General features: G+C 49.9%; 8 protein-coding genes. 5 read left to right on the forward strand and 3 right to left on the reverse strand.

All coding sequences use genetic code 11. The features are described 5' to 3' along the window. Positions 1-109 precede the first annotated feature (109 nt). The 4 genes from FH755_RS07510 (at position 110) to FH755_RS07525 (ending at position 13503) form a co-directional block, all read left to right on the forward strand. Positions 110-1066 carry a GlcNAc-transferase family protein gene (locus tag FH755_RS07510; RefSeq protein ID WP_292440135.1) on the forward strand — a complete coding sequence of 319 codons (957 nt, stop codon included), beginning with the start codon at positions 110-112 and terminating at the stop codon, positions 1064-1066. 271 nt (positions 1067-1337) lie between these two features. Then, positions 1338-5255 carry a retention module-containing protein gene (locus tag FH755_RS07515; protein WP_292440137.1) on the forward strand — a complete coding sequence of 1306 codons (3918 nt, stop codon included), beginning with the start codon at positions 1338-1340 and terminating at the stop codon, positions 5253-5255. A gap of 166 nt (positions 5256-5421) precedes the next feature. Beyond that, the gene (locus FH755_RS07520) at positions 5422-6027 is read left to right on the forward strand and encodes a hypothetical protein (protein WP_292440139.1); all 606 of its coding nucleotides are present in this window, start codon (positions 5422-5424) and stop codon (positions 6025-6027) included. 150 nt (positions 6028-6177) lie between these two features. Further along, positions 6178-13503, forward strand: coding sequence for a retention module-containing protein (locus FH755_RS07525; RefSeq protein ID WP_292440141.1), 7326 nt, complete (start codon positions 6178-6180; stop codon positions 13501-13503). A 70-nt stretch (positions 13504-13573) separates the two neighbouring features. Here the strand turns inward: FH755_RS07525 and FH755_RS07530 are convergent, their stop codons facing one another. The 3 genes from FH755_RS07530 to FH755_RS07540 are packed head-to-tail and all read right to left on the reverse strand — an operon-like array spanning position 13574 to position 16781. Next, positions 13574-13972: a type IV pilin protein gene (locus tag FH755_RS07530; RefSeq protein WP_292440143.1), complete on the reverse strand. Its 399-nt coding sequence runs from the start codon at positions 13970-13972 to the stop codon at positions 13574-13576. Continuing rightward, positions 13969-14259, reverse strand: a complete 291-nt coding sequence (locus FH755_RS07535) for a hypothetical protein (RefSeq protein ID WP_292440145.1) — start codon at positions 14257-14259, stop codon at positions 13969-13971. Before FH755_RS07535 ends, FH755_RS07530 begins: the two co-directional genes overlap by 4 nt. Next, positions 14256-16781, reverse strand: a complete 2526-nt coding sequence (locus tag FH755_RS07540) for a PilC/PilY family type IV pilus protein (protein WP_366658740.1) — start codon at positions 16779-16781, stop codon at positions 14256-14258. Before FH755_RS07540 ends, FH755_RS07535 begins: the two co-directional genes overlap by 4 nt. 317 nt (positions 16782-17098) lie before the next feature. Between FH755_RS07540 and FH755_RS13965 the strand changes: the two genes are divergently transcribed. Further along, a complete protein-coding gene (locus FH755_RS13965; RefSeq protein ID WP_366658734.1) occupies positions 17099-17227 on the forward strand; it encodes a hypothetical protein in 129 nt (42 codons plus the stop codon). The last annotated feature ends 261 nt before the right edge of the window (positions 17228-17488 follow it).

The raw sequence follows: 17488 nt of genomic DNA on the forward strand, positions 1-17488 counted from the left end.
GCCGGTAACAACATATCGTTACCGGTCAGCGTTCTTAAAACAAAAGGCCTGCGGTAGGAATATCGCGGGCCTTTTTGTATGCTGAGATAGCACAACTACCCGAGAAAATATGAGCCAACATCAACCCACCTTGTTTGTGGCAATTGCCAACTATCGTGATCCGGAAATTACGGCCACTATAAAAAACTTGTTTAAGCAGGCTGCTCGACCGGATCAAATTCGTGTTGGTGTGTTGTCGCAGTTGATGACCGATGACGATGACTGTCGTGCACCAACTCATCCTCAGGTGGACGAGATCGTCATTGATGCTGCTACCAGCCGGGGTGTCTGCTGGGCCAGAAGTCATTTGTATCAGGAATTGCTGGGTGAGGAGCCGTTTGTGCTGCAGACTGACAGTCACATGCGCTTTGAGCCGGACTGGGATGTTCGCTTGTTTGAAATGTGGCAGCAATGCCAGAATCCGAAAGCGATCATCAGCCATTACCCGTTAGGGTATACGCCTCCCGATCAACTGGCTGCAAAAGCGATTACCGTGTTGAAGCCCGGCAAGTTTAACGCTCATGGCACATTGATCTATCAATCTGATACCTATATATATAAAGATAAGCCAGCAAAACCAATCCCATCAGCATTTGTTTCGGGCAATTTTCTGTTTGCACCGGTCTCGGCCCTGAAACAGGTGCCCTATGATCCCTGGCTCTATTTTTTTGGTGAGGAAATCACCTTGTCTGTAAGGCTATGGACACACGGCTGGGATTTTTATGCCCCTAACGATGTGCTGGCTTATCACAACTATGGTAAGCGGACGGGACGCCCTCGTCACTGGGATGATCACCGGCAGGCGGAACAGTTGGAATTACTAAGTGTGGACCGTATTCAGTACCTGCTGGCTGGACATCAGCCAGAAGATTTGCATTCACTCAGAGACATTGAGAAATTTGGACTCGGATCGCAGCGAACTCTGTCAGCGTTCGAAGCCATGGCAAAAGTTGACTTCAAGCAGAAAAAAATACTGGAGACGCAATATGTCCGTGACGGCCGCCGTCTTCGGATATTCAAATCGTGAAGCCATTGCCTCTGAAATTGATGCTGACTTGGTGACTACCGTGCTCGGTTTAACCTCAAAACCAGCTTTCAAGCTGGTTTTTTAATATTTAAATCCGCCTTTCTTGTTTTTGAGCCTGAGTTTTCAGCCATTTCTATACAAAAATTTTGAAAAAAATGGCAAAACTGTACCAAAGTACAATACACACCCCCTAAAAAGAGGGGGATTATAATCAGCAAGACCCCCTCATATAGGGGATGCTGTTAATAGTGGATAGTACTTTGGAGGAATCATGGCAACACAAATCGGAATTGTGAAAGCAATCATTGGTGAAGTCACAGCGACTGCAGCTGACGGCTCAAGCAGAACTTTACAAGCTGGCGACCGCGTGTTCGCCAATGAACTTATTACCACAGGACCCGGTGGCGCAATCGAAATCGAGTTTGCTGATGGCAGCTTGATGGACTTGGGCAGAAACTCCCAGGCGATGCTCGACAGCGAGGTCTTTGATCCGAATGACACAGCCGTGGCCGAAGGAGCACAAGACGATGTGCCTGATGACGTCGCCGCTATCCAACAAGCTTTATTAGAAGGTGAAGACCCGACCGAAATCGGTGAAGCCACAGCTGCCGGTGCTGGGGTTGAAGGCAGTGATGGTGGCCATGAAGCCGTCTTTGTTGACTATCTGAACCCTGCGGTTACTCCAGATGCGGGCTTTGACACAATTGGTGTTACCAATAGCTATGACTTGCCAGAAGAAGACATCATCATTCTTCCTGAAGAAGATGAGCAACCAACTGTCCCGCAGGTCAGTGTTTCTGTCGACGTTGAAATTGAAATTGAAGATCCACAGTCACCCCCGCCTGAAGATGGTGTTCCTACCCCTGAATATCCTGTACTGGTTGAAGGCAATGCCGCCAGTGTGCTGGAAGGCACTAGTGAGGGAACAAAACAGGTTGTATTTATCATTAACTTAAGCGAATCGTTCTCGCAAGACGTTCAAGTGACATACATCCTGCAACCGGTTTCTAGCAATGGTGCAGCTGATACTCCCGATGACTGGTTTAACGGTCCGTCTCCCCAGACAGTAACTATTCCAGCCGGAAGTACTTCATTCCCTGTTTATGTGGAAATAGTTGAAGACAACATCCCTGAAGCAAATGGAGTTTTCGAAATCGTTTTGATCAGTGCTAACAATGCCACTATCAACCCAGATGCAGACTCTGCAACAGTCACTATCTACGATGATGACGTGAGTTTAGTCAGTGACGATGTGTCCGGCGATGAAACTGATGGTTTGGTAGAACTGGATGGTGTCATCGATGCTGATTTCGGTCCAGGTGATACAGGTTCTATCTCTGTCGCGCTTTCAGGTGGTTCATGGGTAGGCACAGCAACAGCTTCAGCTAATACTGTTACGGCAGATGATGGTAGTTGGACGCTGGTCATTAATAACGATGGCACCTATAAATTCACCCAAAATGAAGCGTTTGACCATCCTGATTCAACTGATCCCGATGATCCTTTGACATTCGAATTCACTGCAACAGCAACGGATTCATCTGGTAATACCAGTTCTCCTTCGGTATTCACTGTCACCGTTGATGATGATGGTCCTGTAGCGAATAACGACGCAGATGATGCCGGTGAAGGTGAGCAAAATGTAACAGGTAATGTTCTGACAAATGATACCTTTGGTGCAGACGAGCCATTAGCCGATGGTGTGGTTGGTGTTGTTGCTGGTGTTAGTGGTGTAGCCGCTGTTGGTTCACTGGCTACAATTGAAACTGCTTATGGTTTCCTGACTCTGAATGCAGATGGCAGTTATGATTACGATGCCAAACCGAATGCTGTTCCAGCGGAAGGTGCGACAGATGTATTCACCTACACGATTCAGGATGCGGATGGCGATTTAAGTTATGCGACTTTGACCATCACACTGACAGATAGTGGTCTGACCGCAGCAGCGGGGGATATTCAGGCGGATGATGCGGCGGTTGCAACGGCCGATCCTGCAGACAACCTGTTTACCACTACCGTTGTACCATCAGGTGGCACCGGTCCATTTAGTTTTGCGATCGACGCTGGTCATAGCGATCCGAGTTATGGCACCTTCTCAGTCGACCCTGTAACGGGTGTGGTGACGTTTAATCAGACAGCGGCATACGATCATGCGTCGGATTCTGACTTGGCTGATGATGCGACTTCAGTGAATATTGTTGTGACGGATGCAAACAACAATACCTACACCACCACGGTCTACGTCGACATTACGGACGATCTGCCGCAGGCCGAAGATGATGCAGATGATGCCGGTGAAGGTGAGCAAAATGTAACAGGTAATGTTCTGACAAACGATACCTTTGGTGCAGACGAGCCATTAGCCGATGGTGTGGTTGGTGTTGTTGCTGGTGTTAGTGGTGTAGCCGCTGTTGGTTCACTGGCTACAATTGAAACTGCTTATGGTTTCCTGACTCTGAATGCAGATGGCAGTTATGATTACGATGCCAAACCGAATGCTGTTCCAGCGGAAGGTGCGACAGATGTATTCACCTACACGATTCAGGATGCGGATGGCGATTTAAGTTATGCGACTTTGACCATCACACTGACAGATAGTGGTCTGACCGCAGCAGCGGGGGATATTCAGGCGGATGATGCGGCGGTTGCAACGGCCGATCCTGCAGACAACCTGTTTACCACTACCGTTGTACCATCAGGTGGCACCGGTCCATTTAGTTTTGCGATCGACGCTGGTCATAGCGATCCGAGTTATGGCACCTTCTCAGTCGACCCTGTAACGGGTGTGGTGACGTTTAATCAGACAGCGGCATACGATCATGCGTCGGATTCTGACTTGGCTGATGATGCGACTTCAGTGAATATTGTTGTGACGGATGCAAACAACAATACCTACACCACCACGGTCTACGTCGACATTACGGATGATTTACCAACTATCAATGAGATTGCTGACATTGATATGGCTAATGAATTACAAGTTGTAACAGGTCAGATCGACTTTGACTCTGGTGCAGACGGCGTAAATCAGTTTGTAATTAATACAATTAATGATGGCGGATTCTCATCAAGTGTGAGCGGTTTGGGAACAAGTACAATAACTGCCTACGATGCTAATGATCAGCCTTTATACACACTTACAGTTGATGAGACAGGGCAGTACTCTTTTGAGTTATTGCAGACATCTACAGCCGGTGAAGTAACTTTTGATTTGACTGGTGTCAAGGCAGGCAAGTCTGTTGAGTCAATAACATTTGCTGATGCGGTTGATCCTACCAAAGAAATCATCTTTGAAAATGCAGAGATTGATGGTTCTGCTGCTTTGTTCAATAAATCAAACGGCGAGTTTGGCGTTGGCAGTAATTTGTTTAATCAGAATGAAAGTTGGACTACAAGCTTTAACAATTTTTTGGCAACAAACTTCACATTAGCTTATGAGTTCAATGGTTCTGGTACATTAACTGTGAACTACATTGCATATGACTCTGATGGTGAATTTGTTTCAGGATCCTTTGATGTCAGTGCTTCAGGCTCCACAACAATAGATTTTCTTGCAAGTGGTGAATTTGATGGTTTAGTGGACTACATAGACTTCAGTATCACAAGCGATGAAACAGACCAATCTGCGAAAATCAAACTTACTGAGTTCTCGGCTGACTCAATTACACCGCCAGATGATCAATCAATTGATGTTGGCGTAACACTAGTCGATGGTGATGGTGATGTAACAGATGAGACTTCATTTAATATCGACATTACAGCTAATGACTCTGATGAAAACACTGAAGCCTTAGATATTTTAGGAGACGAGGGTTCAGACATTATCGTCAGTAGTGCTGGAAATGACATCTTAACTGGTGGTCTGGGTGCTGATACATTCAGTTGGAACGAGGGCGACTCTGGTGAGGACATTGTCACTGACTTTAATCAATCCGCTGGTTCCTACGATAGCAATGAAGGCGATGCACTAAATATTTCTGATCTCATTGGTGATATCGGGGACGGAAATATAGCTGATTATATTTCAGTGGCAGATAGTGCTGATGGTGCAGTAATCGAAATCAGTGATACCGGTGACCTTGCGGGTAATGTTACTCAAACGATTGTCTTGGAAGGTGTAACAGTAGCTGACTTAGGACCTGATCTCGCAACGATTCTCACTAATCATACGGATGTTGACCCTAGTTAATTAGCTGTATCGGTAATAGTTGAAATAAGGCTGGCTCCGGCCGGCCTTATTCACCTGAACCAGATAACACGGATAGTTAAAGCAACAAACTCTCGTAAACGGATTTGGGGGTGTAGCAACACAAGGAGTCATGTTTATTGATTATCTCTTCATGGAGGGATAGGACATGGCGGTAAAAATTGGTGTGCTTAACGCCGTTATCGGCGAAGCCACGGCCACTGCGGCTGATGGCCTTATCAGAACCCTGCGGCCCGGTGACAGCGCCTTTGCTGATGAGCTGATCACAACCGGCCCCGGCGGTGCGGTAGAAATCTGCTTTGCTGACGGCAGTGTGATGGACTTGGGCAGAGACTCTCAGGTCATGCTCAATAACGAATTTTTCTTTCCGAGTGCCAAAATCGTTGCAGAGAATGAGACTGACGATTTTCTTACTCATATTTCCAGTAATAACTTCCTGATTAATGCCGAAGGCGATGACATTCTGTCCGGGCTTGATGGCGATCTTCCTTCTGCTCCCCATGCTGTGGATTCAAACAATAAACCAGTGGAAAGCACTGATGTTGTCTATCTGGCCGATGTGATCAGTTCGTCTGCGAACTGGATTGCCGGTGTTGAGCATGAAGGACATTTACAGATTCAGGTAAGTAACAGCATGGGCGTTGTAAAAATGTTTGATCTGACCACTGTTGCGGCAGCAGATGATGCTGCAGCGAGATCGGCTTTGGGGGATTTGTTGAATTCCCCGGGCAGTGGTGACGATCTGATTGTGTGATTTTATTTGGTTATGTGAGTCAGCGACTCAATTGAGATAAAGCTTAACGATTACAGACAATACTCCACCTCCTTAAACAAGAGATGCTGCTTGAGTCAAAGCTGACTGTTTAGATGTTGTCCAGGACGGATTTCTAAGGAGGGCCATAAGATGGCTACTGAAATTGGTTTTGTTAAAGCGATAATGGGTGAAGTCAGAGCCACAGCGACTGATGGCTCGAGCAGAATCCTGAAAGTTGGCGACAGAGTGTATGCCAATGAAATGATAGCCACCGGGCTTGATGGGATTATTCAGATAGAGTTTACCGACGGCAGCACAATGGACCTGGGGCGGAGTTCGCAGGCCATGCTCAACAGTGACGTGTTTGATCCCGACCTCGCTGGGGCAGAGCCTGAAGCTGAGGCAGTCGTCCCTGATGATGTGGCCGCGATTCAACAAGCCTTATTGGAAGGGGAAGACCCGACAGCGATTGGTGAAGCGACCGCTGCTGGTGCAGGCGTTGAAGGCGGTAATGAGGGCCATGAGCCGGTCTTTGTCGATTATCTTAATCCTGCCGTTATCCCGGTCGCAGGCTTCGACACCATTGGTGTCACCAATACTTACGACCTCCCGGAAGAAGACATTATTATCCTTGAGGAACCCAATGGCTTTCCTCTTGCAGGTACAAATAATGATGCCGCTTTCGATGAGGATGATCTGCCGATTGAGGATGATCTCGCCCAAATGCAGATTCTTTTTCTCAGTGCGGTGACCTCGTTGAGTGCTGAGACCGGTGTTAATTACAATGCGGAAATACTCTCGCCAGTAGGGAATGATGATGCTGCTGCGGGAGATAATTTGTTACCTGGATCACCCTTGTATTTTAGTGGTGTGCTGAATGCTTCCTATGGTCCTGACGGCCCTGGGGCGCTGACACTCAATGCAAGCCAACCCGGTTTGAGCGGTTTGACCTCCGGGGGAGAGCCAGTCAATGTGGTGGTCTCAGCGGATGGCCTGACCCTGATTGGCTATCATGAAAATGGCACTTTTGAAGCCGATATCGTCTTTGTCGTTGTGATTGACCCAGTCTCACTGACTTATAGTGTGGGCTTGTTTGATGTGCTCGATCATACGGATGCATCAACAGAAGATAATCTGATTCTGGATATCGGCTACACCATTACTGATGGCAATGGGGACTCAGCAAGCGGCAATATCCTGGTCAATGTCGATGACGATTCTCCTCTGGTCAGTCTCTCACTGAATAGTGATCAGCAAAGCGAATTGCCGCTATCGCTGGTAGTAGATGAGTCGGTCGGCACTGATGGCTCGGTAAAAGATGAGCCAGGTCTGGCTGACAACGATGATGAGACTGACTCTGCCGATGACACAGATATTGGTTATGCCACCATCAGTGGTGCCGTTCTATTTGATGTCGACGTGGATGCCGGCGCAGACGGTGAAGATGCCACTGCCCGGAGTTTCGCACTGACACTGGCCCTGGCAGAGGGGGAAACCGAGGTCGACTCCGGTCTGGATGCGACCAATGGTGGCGACATTATGTTGTCCATGGACGGCAATGACATTGTCGGCATGGATGGAGATACCCTTGTATTCCGAATCAGTATCGACGCTGAAACCGGCGATGTCACCGTTTCTCAATACCAGGCCATTGATCATGGTGAGGATGACAACGACCATGATGCTTTACTCACCATCACAGAGGGCCTCATAGGTGCCAACGTCACGGTTTATGACAATGACGGTGACAGCGCCACTTCTGATGATGTGGATCTAGGACGACTCATCGGCTTTGAAGATGATGGGCCGGCACAAACTGTGACTGCCGATGCCGAAGCGGCCGCCGCACTGGCAGTCGAGCTTGATGAAACTGAAGGCGATGACCGCGCTAATGCCGATCTGGCAGAAGTTGCAGACGGCAACACCGACGACGACGGGCCGGGACTGGCTCAAGTGACTACTTCGGTTACCGGCGGTCTTGCCGCGTTGTTCACTGCAGCCGGCAGTTATGGCTCTGACGGTGCAGGGACAGTCAGTGAGGAACTTAGCTTTACCGGTGTGCCGGAAGAAGGGCTTGCAACCAGTCTGTCAGCCACTGATGGTGGCGCGATCACATTGTATCTTGAAGGTGGCGAACTGGTGGGGCGTGATGGCGATAACGATATTGTATTTACTGTCGCGATCATTGAATTCCCGGCAGATTCCGGTGAATATCAGTTGCAAACCACCCTGTACGAAGCCATTGACCATGGTGAAGACGGCAATCTGTATGACGCCGTCACCCAACTGTTGTTGGAAGGTGAAGGCGAAGTACAGTTGCAATACGAAGTTACCCGCATTGATGGCGATGGCGATGAAGCGGTTGCATCTGATCAGATCACCCTGATTAATGCCAACGGTTCTGTCTTCAGCTTTGATGATGATGGTCCTGAGCAGATTGTGACAGCGAATGCAGAAGCCGCAGCCGCGCTGGCGGTGGAACTCGATGAAACTGAAGGCGAAGATCGCGCCAACGCGGACGTGGGAGAAGTTGCCGACGGCAACACCGATGATGCCGGTCCGGGACTGGCACAGGTTACCACCGCGGTCACCGGTGGTCTTGCTGCACTGTTCACAGCCTCAGGCAGTTATGGTTCTGATGGTGCCGGCACGGTGTCAGACTCATTGAGTTTTGTCGGTGTGCCCGGTGAAGGTCTGGCGACTAATTTGTCAGCGACCGACGGCGGTGCCATCACGCTCTACCTGGAAGCTGGCGAATTGGTGGGACGTGACGGCGATAATGACATTGTATTCACCTTAGCGATTATCGAATCACCGGTGGATTCTGGTGAGTATCAATTGCAGACCACGCTTTATGAAGCGATTGACCATGGTGAGGACGGCAATTTTTATGACTCAGTTGCCCAGTTACTGCTGATAGATGAGGGTGAAGTACAATTGCAGTACGAAGTCACCCGTACTGATGGTGATGGCGATGAGGTGGTCGCCTCGGATCAAATCACGCTGGTCGATGACGAAACTTCTGTCATCAGCTTTGATGATGATGGGCCACAGGTCTCACTGGCATTAGCGGCGGAAGTCGACCCAATCATCGTGGATGAGTCTGTGGGTACAGACGGATCAATCCAGGATGAGCCCGGCCTGGCTGACAATGATGATGAAACCGGTTCAGCCGATCCGGATGATATTGGTTTTGCCACCCTTAGTGGTGCCGCATTGTTTAACGTCAACGTGATGCCCGGCAGTGATGGGGAAGATAGCGACGCTCGCAGCTTTGCATTAACGCTGTCGCTGGCTGAAGGGGAAACCGAGATCGATTCCGGTCTGGATGCGACAGATGGTGGCGACATCATGTTGTCATGGGAAACCGAAGGCAGTGTGATCGTAGGCACTGACGGAGATGGTCATGTGGTGTTCCGAATCAGTATTGATGCCGATACCGGGGATGTGACCATCTCCCAATATGAGGCCATCGATCACGGTGAGGACGAGAATGACCATGATGCGTTACTCGCCATTGGCGAAGGTCTGATTGGGGCTAATGTTACCGTTTATGACAGTGATGGTGACAGTGCGATCTCCAATGAGGTCGAACTGGGTAGTCTGATTGGCTTTGAGGACGACGGGCCAGCAGTCACACTGGAGACAGAGTCTGAAGTCAGCATTGTGATTGATGAATCCGTGGGTACTGGCGGCTCGACTAAAGATGAGCCTGGACTGGCTGATAATGATGACGAAACCGGTTCAGCCGATCCGGATGATATTGGTTTTGCCACCCTCAGTGGTGCCGCATTGTTTAACGTCAACGTGATGCCGGGCAGTGATGGGGAAGATAGCGACGCTCGCAGCTTTGCTTTGACACTGTCTCTCGCTGACGAGGAAACCGAAGTCGACTCCGGTCTGGATGCGATGGATGGCGGCGACATCATGCTGTCGTGGGAAACCGAGGGCAGTGTGATCGTAGGCACTGACGGTGATGGTCACGTGGTTTTCCGTATCAGTATTGACGCAGAGACCGGTGATATCACCGTCTCACAATATGAAGCGATAGACCATGGCGAAGATGGTAATGATCATGATGCCCTGGTCGCCCTTGGCGAAGGGCTGATTGGTGCCCATGTCACCGTTTATGACAATGATGGCGACAGTGCCACCTCCGATGATATCGAATTGGGCAGTCTGATCGGTTTTGAGGACGATGGTCCGGCCGCTCTGGACGAAGCCTCTCAGGATGTGACCGAGGGCACCACGGTGACCGGCATGCTTGACTTCGATGGTGGTAGTGATGGTGCGACTGTCACTCATATAAATGACATTGAACTGGTGTTTGATGCAGAAGATGAGGGATTCTCTCAGGCGATTGATATCGGGAACGGTACCATCAAGGTCAAGGCCGATGGCAGTTACAGCTACACTGCTGATGCAGGTCTGGTTCAGCCTGTCACCGACACGGCGACCTATACGGTCACAGATGGTGATGGTGACACTGCGACAGCAGATATTGATTTCAATATCACTGACGCCAATACCCCGACAGCAGGAACCAGTAGCGCATTAGTCGACGATGATGGTCTGACAGGGGGCGTTGATAACGGACCCGGCGATGATACGCCTGATAACGATCCGGACAATGATGAAAGTACCTACAGCGGCACGCTGGATTTCAGCTTCGGTGGTGACGGACCTGGCAGTATCGACTTTGCTGCCATGCATGGCGACAGCGATACGCTGGGCATAGAAACGGTGACCTATAGCTGGGACGGAGGCAGCGATACGCTGACAGCCACCATCACTGGTGGTGCTCGTGACGGCACGGACTTGTTTACCGTCACCGTGAATCCAGTCACTGGGGCTTACACTGTCACCTTGTTGACCAATGTGTTGCATGAGAGCCTGGATGGTCTGGCAGGAGATGATACCGAAAACAATGACTCGGTATCGCTGACCTTTACCGTCACTGACGCTGACAACAGCACGGACGATGGTACGCTCACCATCAACTTTGATGATGACACGCCAACAGTGGATGTCATGACTACAGGTGAAGCCGATGTGGTGATGCTGACACAGGATGCCGAAACAGATGGCGATCCAACAGAGACTGATACTGCAATGGGGGCCTTTGGCAGTGTATTCACATTGGCGACAGCGCTGGCAGGTGCCGATGGGCAGGATGGCAGCATAAGCTGGACCTACACGCTGAATCTGGAGGTGGCGGAAGGTACAGACACTGGTCTGAACAGTGGTGGTAATGATATCTATCTCTATCAAATGGACGACGGGACGGTTATCGGTTCCACCAGCAACACAGAACCCTTGTCAATCGACGCCAGTGTGGTATTCAGTCTGAGTGTCGATGGTGATGGCAATGTCACGTTGAGTCAGTATGAAGCGATGGATCACCTGACGCCTGAAGAGATGGCCGCCTACGACGACGATGTCCTGAGTCTGGCTAACGGTCTGGTCAGTATCACCGGCGAAGCCAGTATTACCGATAATGATGGTGATACAGCCACCGACAGTGAGACCATCGATTTGGGCGGAAACGTGCAGTTTGCCGATGATGGCCCGGTGATTGATGTGGCAGTCACAGGTGAAGCTGATGTGGTCTTACTGACCCAGGATGCCGAAACAGACGGCGATCCGACCGAGACTGATACCGCAGTGGGTGCCTTTGGCGGTGTATTCACATTGGCGACAGCGCTGGCGGGTGCAGACGGTCAGGATGGCAGTATCAGCTGGACCTACACGCTGAATCTGGAGGTGGCGGAAGGTACAGACAGTGGTCTGAATAGTGGTGGGAATGATATCTATCTCTATCAATTGGACGACGGGACGGTTATCGGCTCAACCAGCAATACAGAGCCCTTGTCAATCGACGCCAGTGTGGTATTCAGCCTGAGTGTGGATGGCGACGGCAATGTTACGCTGAGCCAGTATCAGGCATTAGACCACCTGACACCTGAAACCATGCCGGCCTATGATGACGATATTCTGACTCTGGCCAATGGCCTGGTCAGCCTCACCGGTGAAGCTACGATCACTGATGGCGATGGTGACACTGCGACTCACAGTGAAACCATTGATCTGGGCGGCAATATCCAGTTCGCTGATGATGGCCCTGTCTTTACCATCGTCAATGATGGTTTCGACCTCGATAATATTGTCAGTCTGGTCACGCAAAACCCGACTACCGATATGACTTACTTCGGCAACTTCTCTGACTGGGTCTTCGGTGCAGACGGCTTTGGTGAATACTCGCTGACCTTACCGGCAGGTGTGGAACTGGATGAGCTTGCATCAGATGAAAGCACCATTGTGCTCAACTTCTATGAAGATGAGGTGCTGGTGGCAACCCTGACCTTAAATGCGGATGGTCAGGACAGCCTTGATGTTTTCCGCCGGGAACCCGAAGTCGAGTTTATCCCCGTTGCTACAGCTGCTGCTGAAGCCGGTGGGCCTGTAGGCTCTATTCTGGTCGACCTGAACGCAGCCGCTGATTTCAACATTTTGGTTGAGGCGACAAAAGGGGGCGTTGCGGACGATGTGAATGCCAGTACTAATGGCTGGGGGGTTGATAACCAAAATATTGAGGATGATGAAACGATCACTTTCTCATTTGTTGATGATGACGATGATGTCACTCCCTATGGCATTAGTGACTTCAAATTCCAGGTCACAAAATGGACTGGGGGCTTTAATGGTTCTATTGCGATAACCATCGTCTATATCGACGCAGATACCATGATGCAGGAAGATGAAACGCTCCAGTTTGCCAGCGTGGAGGATGCGGTTATCACGATTACTGAACTTGGATGGTTAAATTATGAAGCCGGTGACCAACTGCTTTCTGTTCAGATTGAACATGGTGATGCTTCCGATGGTGGTGCTTTCAACATCAATGGCGTTGAAGTGGGGGCTGAATCATCAACCCCGCCAGCTGACCTTTCCTATGAGGGCATTGTCATTGATGTCGTCGATGGTGATGGTGATGTGGATAGTCAGGAATTCAGTCTAGCCATTGATGGTGATGAGGGTGATGGACTCCAAGTTGAGGCGATTACCGGAACATCAGGAGCTGATGATGGTATTGAAAATCCAGTACTAGTTGGTACTGCAGGAGATGACTTCCTAATAGGCGGCGCCGGTGACGATATCCTGACAGGGAATACAGGAACTGATACCTTCGAGTTCAGCATGGCCTTTAACACTGGTGAGGATGAAATCACTGACTTCGAAATAGGAGTCGATACATTGTCCTTCAGTGATGTGGTAGACGAGAACAATGACATCACGATAGATTTTGCCGATGTTGTGGCGTCGATCGAGAATGGTGGCGCGGGTAATGATCTGACCATCAATATGACCAATGGGGGGGCAGTGACCTTGACCGGTCTGGGTACGGCCGACTCGCTTAACACGGCTGCTCAGTTGGAAAGCTATCTGGGCAATATCAACATCAATACAGATAGCTAATTTGCGAGGGAACGCAGTCTGGTTTGAGGCCGGCGCATCAGCCGGCCTCTTTTTATCAGCGATCGAACTGCTACCAGCAGTTATTATCCTGCGCAGTATGGTCACCGGTTTCATCCACTGTCATGGTACCGCAGTGATCGCTTGCCTGTGGACCTTTGGGGGTGGCGGAGATCGTAAAGCTGTCTTGTGCGACCGCAGAAATAGCCAGGTCATAGTATTTGCTGTCACCTTCCTTGGGAGACTCATTGAAAGGAAGCGCGGCGGCGGTGTAACTGAAATTCTCACCGTAATGCCGTTCCATATAGCCGGCCAGCTCAAGCAGATCCGCCTGTGCATTGGCCCGTCGTGTTTTTCTAACCTGTTCCTGATAGGACGGCAGGGCAATCGCTGCAATGATGCCGATGATGATCACCGTTATCATCAGTTCGATCAGGGTGAAGGCGGATTGTAAATGAAAACGCTTGGTCATAATGGTGCGCCCTGGCGGACGATGATTTCTATAATTCGTTCAAACTCGTCAGTGTTGAATGCCACTTCCTGGCCCACGGTTAATTCCAACTCGGGTTCAGGTTCTCCATAGCTGTTAAGAATGTCCACATCGGCAGCTAACAGATACAGCTGGTCATCAATTTTAACCTCACCGGCACTGATCTTGAGATCCGTGATGGTGCCCTCATTTGAAAAATCCATGGCCTGTAACGGCGAGGTTGAAAGCAGACCCAGCATTAGAAATAAGCTAATTTGTATGAGTTTCATCGCTTGTAGATGTAATCCAGTTGTCGCCATGACTGCCTCCCCTGGGAGCCCGGCCCCGGATTTTCAGTGGTGATTTCGATTTCACCGGATGAACCGGAGCTGTATTTGAACTCAGTTTGTCCGCCACCGTCATTAAGGATGCCCGGAGTGTTGTTTATGCCGACTTTCGACTTTTTGCCGCTGGCCGGTACATAATCATCGTTACCATCGTTATCAATATCCCCGACATTGACATAGTCTGTAACGGTGAAAGCCTTATCACCATTCAGATCAAACGGCGAATAAGTCAGCCTGCTGCCTGAAGTGGCATCGAGTTCCATCAACCAGCTGGTACCGCCATCACCGCATGGATCTTCAGAGGGCAGCAGGGTAGTGAAAATCACCCGGCCGTTGCGAACAATCGCTTCACTGACCTGGCGTTCGCCGACATTGGTACCGGTATCCGGATCGATCAGATCGAGATACCAGCCCTTGTGCGTCGACCAGTCTATGGTGTTTTCAGTGGTGACCCTGAGCTCAAAGCCGGATTGTGTCACTTCATCAGTAATGGATTGTTGTAGCAACTCGGATCGGCTACTGATATTTTCATTCTTATCCCAGATTCCGTAGAAACTCTGTGTGGTCTGATTGACGGCACTGTTGTCACCGACTTCAAAATATTTGCCGGTGCCGAATAACACCAGATAACCGTTACCGGTCGGGTGATTAATGATTTGCGGTTGCGTGGTGATAGGTTGTCTGTTCAGATTGCTGCAAGTCAGGCTGGCACAGGCTTCGAACAGCGGTTGTGGAACGCCACTGGCTTTCATCGCAAAATCCCAGTTAGCTGGTGTGGGCGATGAGACATTAATTTTCCACATATTGCCAAATAAATCGCCGGCATAAATCAGATCAGCTACCGCATCGCCATCAATATCAACTACCGCGGGTGTCGCCAGACCGTTGGGGCGATTTTGTCCGGTCGGATCTTCACTGATACCGCGCTCGGTATTGAGCGGGGACGTTGTCAGCAAGGTACCATCCGCGAGATCGACGATGAAAAGTTTAGCGTCACCGCTTGAACTGTCAGCGGTATTACCATCACCGGCATTATCTGCCGTGTTGTTGTAACCGCCGCTGAAAATGGCTGCCCAACTGCCATCCTGCATTCGGGCGATGCTGGGCTGACCGAAGGTAAAGCCTAAGTCAGCATTATCTGTATCGGTAAATTCCCATAGCACATCATCTTCATCGAAGTTTTCAGGATCAGTCACATCCAGTGCAAAAATCCCCTGACCACCGGCACCCAGGCCGGAAACAAGAATAGTCCTCCATTCATCATTAATGAAGGCATCAACAATTGTCGGTGTACCATCAACAAAGTACTCATGGTTGTAGCCTGACACGGTCAAATCGCTCAGGTTCTGATAGACGCTTTCAGGAATATAACTGAACAGCTCAACACCGGTCTCGGCATTAAAGGCGTGCAGCATGCCATCATTGGCGCCCACATAGATAACCGGCTGACGGTTGAGGTTATCGCTTCTGAAGGTTGAGTAGGGCTTGGCGTTCTCTGCTGCGGCGGCTTCCCAGATATCCGGATAGCGCTGCAGAGGCATCCCGACATAGGCCGGGCTTGAGTGGATAATATCCCCCAGTAGCGTATTACGATTGCGGAAACTCCCCCCGTTGGCGAGTTCATTTGAGTCATCACCTCGGAGGTAATTCAGTACCTGCTGACTACCAAGTTGTGCTTTCTGAGAAGCTGACAAGGCATTGAAGTCTGAGAATGGCAGGCCATCAGTGCCATTGAAGGTGAATATATTGCGACTGGCCGGAGCGGGAATTAAATCACCGGCATCCCATGTTTCAGAGGCACTGAGTGTACCGTCAGCATTGATACTGTAAGCCAGTAACTGTCCGCTCCAGTCTTCGCTGTTGAATTTGGCCTGATAGACCAGGCTATTGGATGAGATTGTTCCGGTGTTCAATGCAACCGAAGAAGCGGAGGACTGACGTTTTGATATTGATGCCAGTACATCAGAGAGGGCATCTGCTAGTTGTTTCGGATTGGAAGCACTAAAAAAACCGCCGCGGCTGTTGATAGAGGCATGAAGCAAATCATCAAGACGAGCCGGGCATTCGCTGCCACTACAGTTGCCTGAACTTGAAGGGTTGGTGTCAGGCCAGCTGATATCCGTTTCGGTATCGATTGCAGCCCAGGCTGCGTCTGCATCCACTGAGCCGGTCAGGCCGAAGCTGATGCCGAATAAGCTCATATGCTGCCAGAAAGCCGGATCGATGGGGGATGTGGCAACATCATTCTCGAGATCAGTACGTAGATCCCGTTTCCAGTAATACATGGCCACATCGGCCAGCGTATTGCTTTGACTATCCCGGAACGGACCAACCGGTGAGTACTGGAAAGGATCGTTTTCGGGGCCGGTGATGTTTAAGCCTGCTGTATTATCAACATTGGCTCGGGCCTCGCTGGTATCGGCATCATAACTGCTGCCGCCACTCCAGTAACCATCCGTCATCATAATGCTGTAGTTGAGGCGGCAGCTGTAATCAGTCCCACCTGACTCTCCGGGGGTGGAACTCCACGGTCCTTTGGAGTCAGTCCGGGAGTAGTATTGGCCGACATCGTCAAGTGCTTCTCTTAGCGGTGTGCCCAGAGCCGGAATATCTCTGCCGTATAAATTATCGAAAAAGTCTTCACGGGAAGTCTCAAAATCACGTACACCATCAATGATAGTGCCGGTGGAAATGCCGTCCACATCAGAGGAACCTTTATTGATCGTGCCATAACCGATACGTTTTTTACTTTGATCAACAAAGGCACGACCAATACTGGCGCGTGCTGTCAGAATTCGCGAACGATAGTAGGTATACCAGTTGGCAAAGTTCTGAATTTCCTGATCGTAGGAGCAAACGCCATCACCCCCGCAGTCATCACGGTTACTTCGGTTATGACCGCTGTAGTTAGGGGTACTGGAGCGAATCTCGACCCGCGTGTAATTGTTCCAGTTCCACTGACTGCCACCGTTATGCCAGAAATAGGTTGCCGGCCAGAACGATTTATAGTTGGTTGTAGTGGAGCAGGAGCCACTGCTATTACAATCCCGCCAGCGGTTATTATTGTAGTTATCATTATTTCGAGTTAAATCACGGGCAACGGAATTGACATCGCCAGATGGACAACTGCCGGTATTCTCGGGGTTATGCCAGGCACAGGACGGATTAGCAT

It is taken from the genome of Methylophaga sp. (assembly GCF_009711715.1).
GTDB lineage: Bacteria > Pseudomonadota > Gammaproteobacteria > Nitrosococcales > Methylophagaceae > Methylophaga.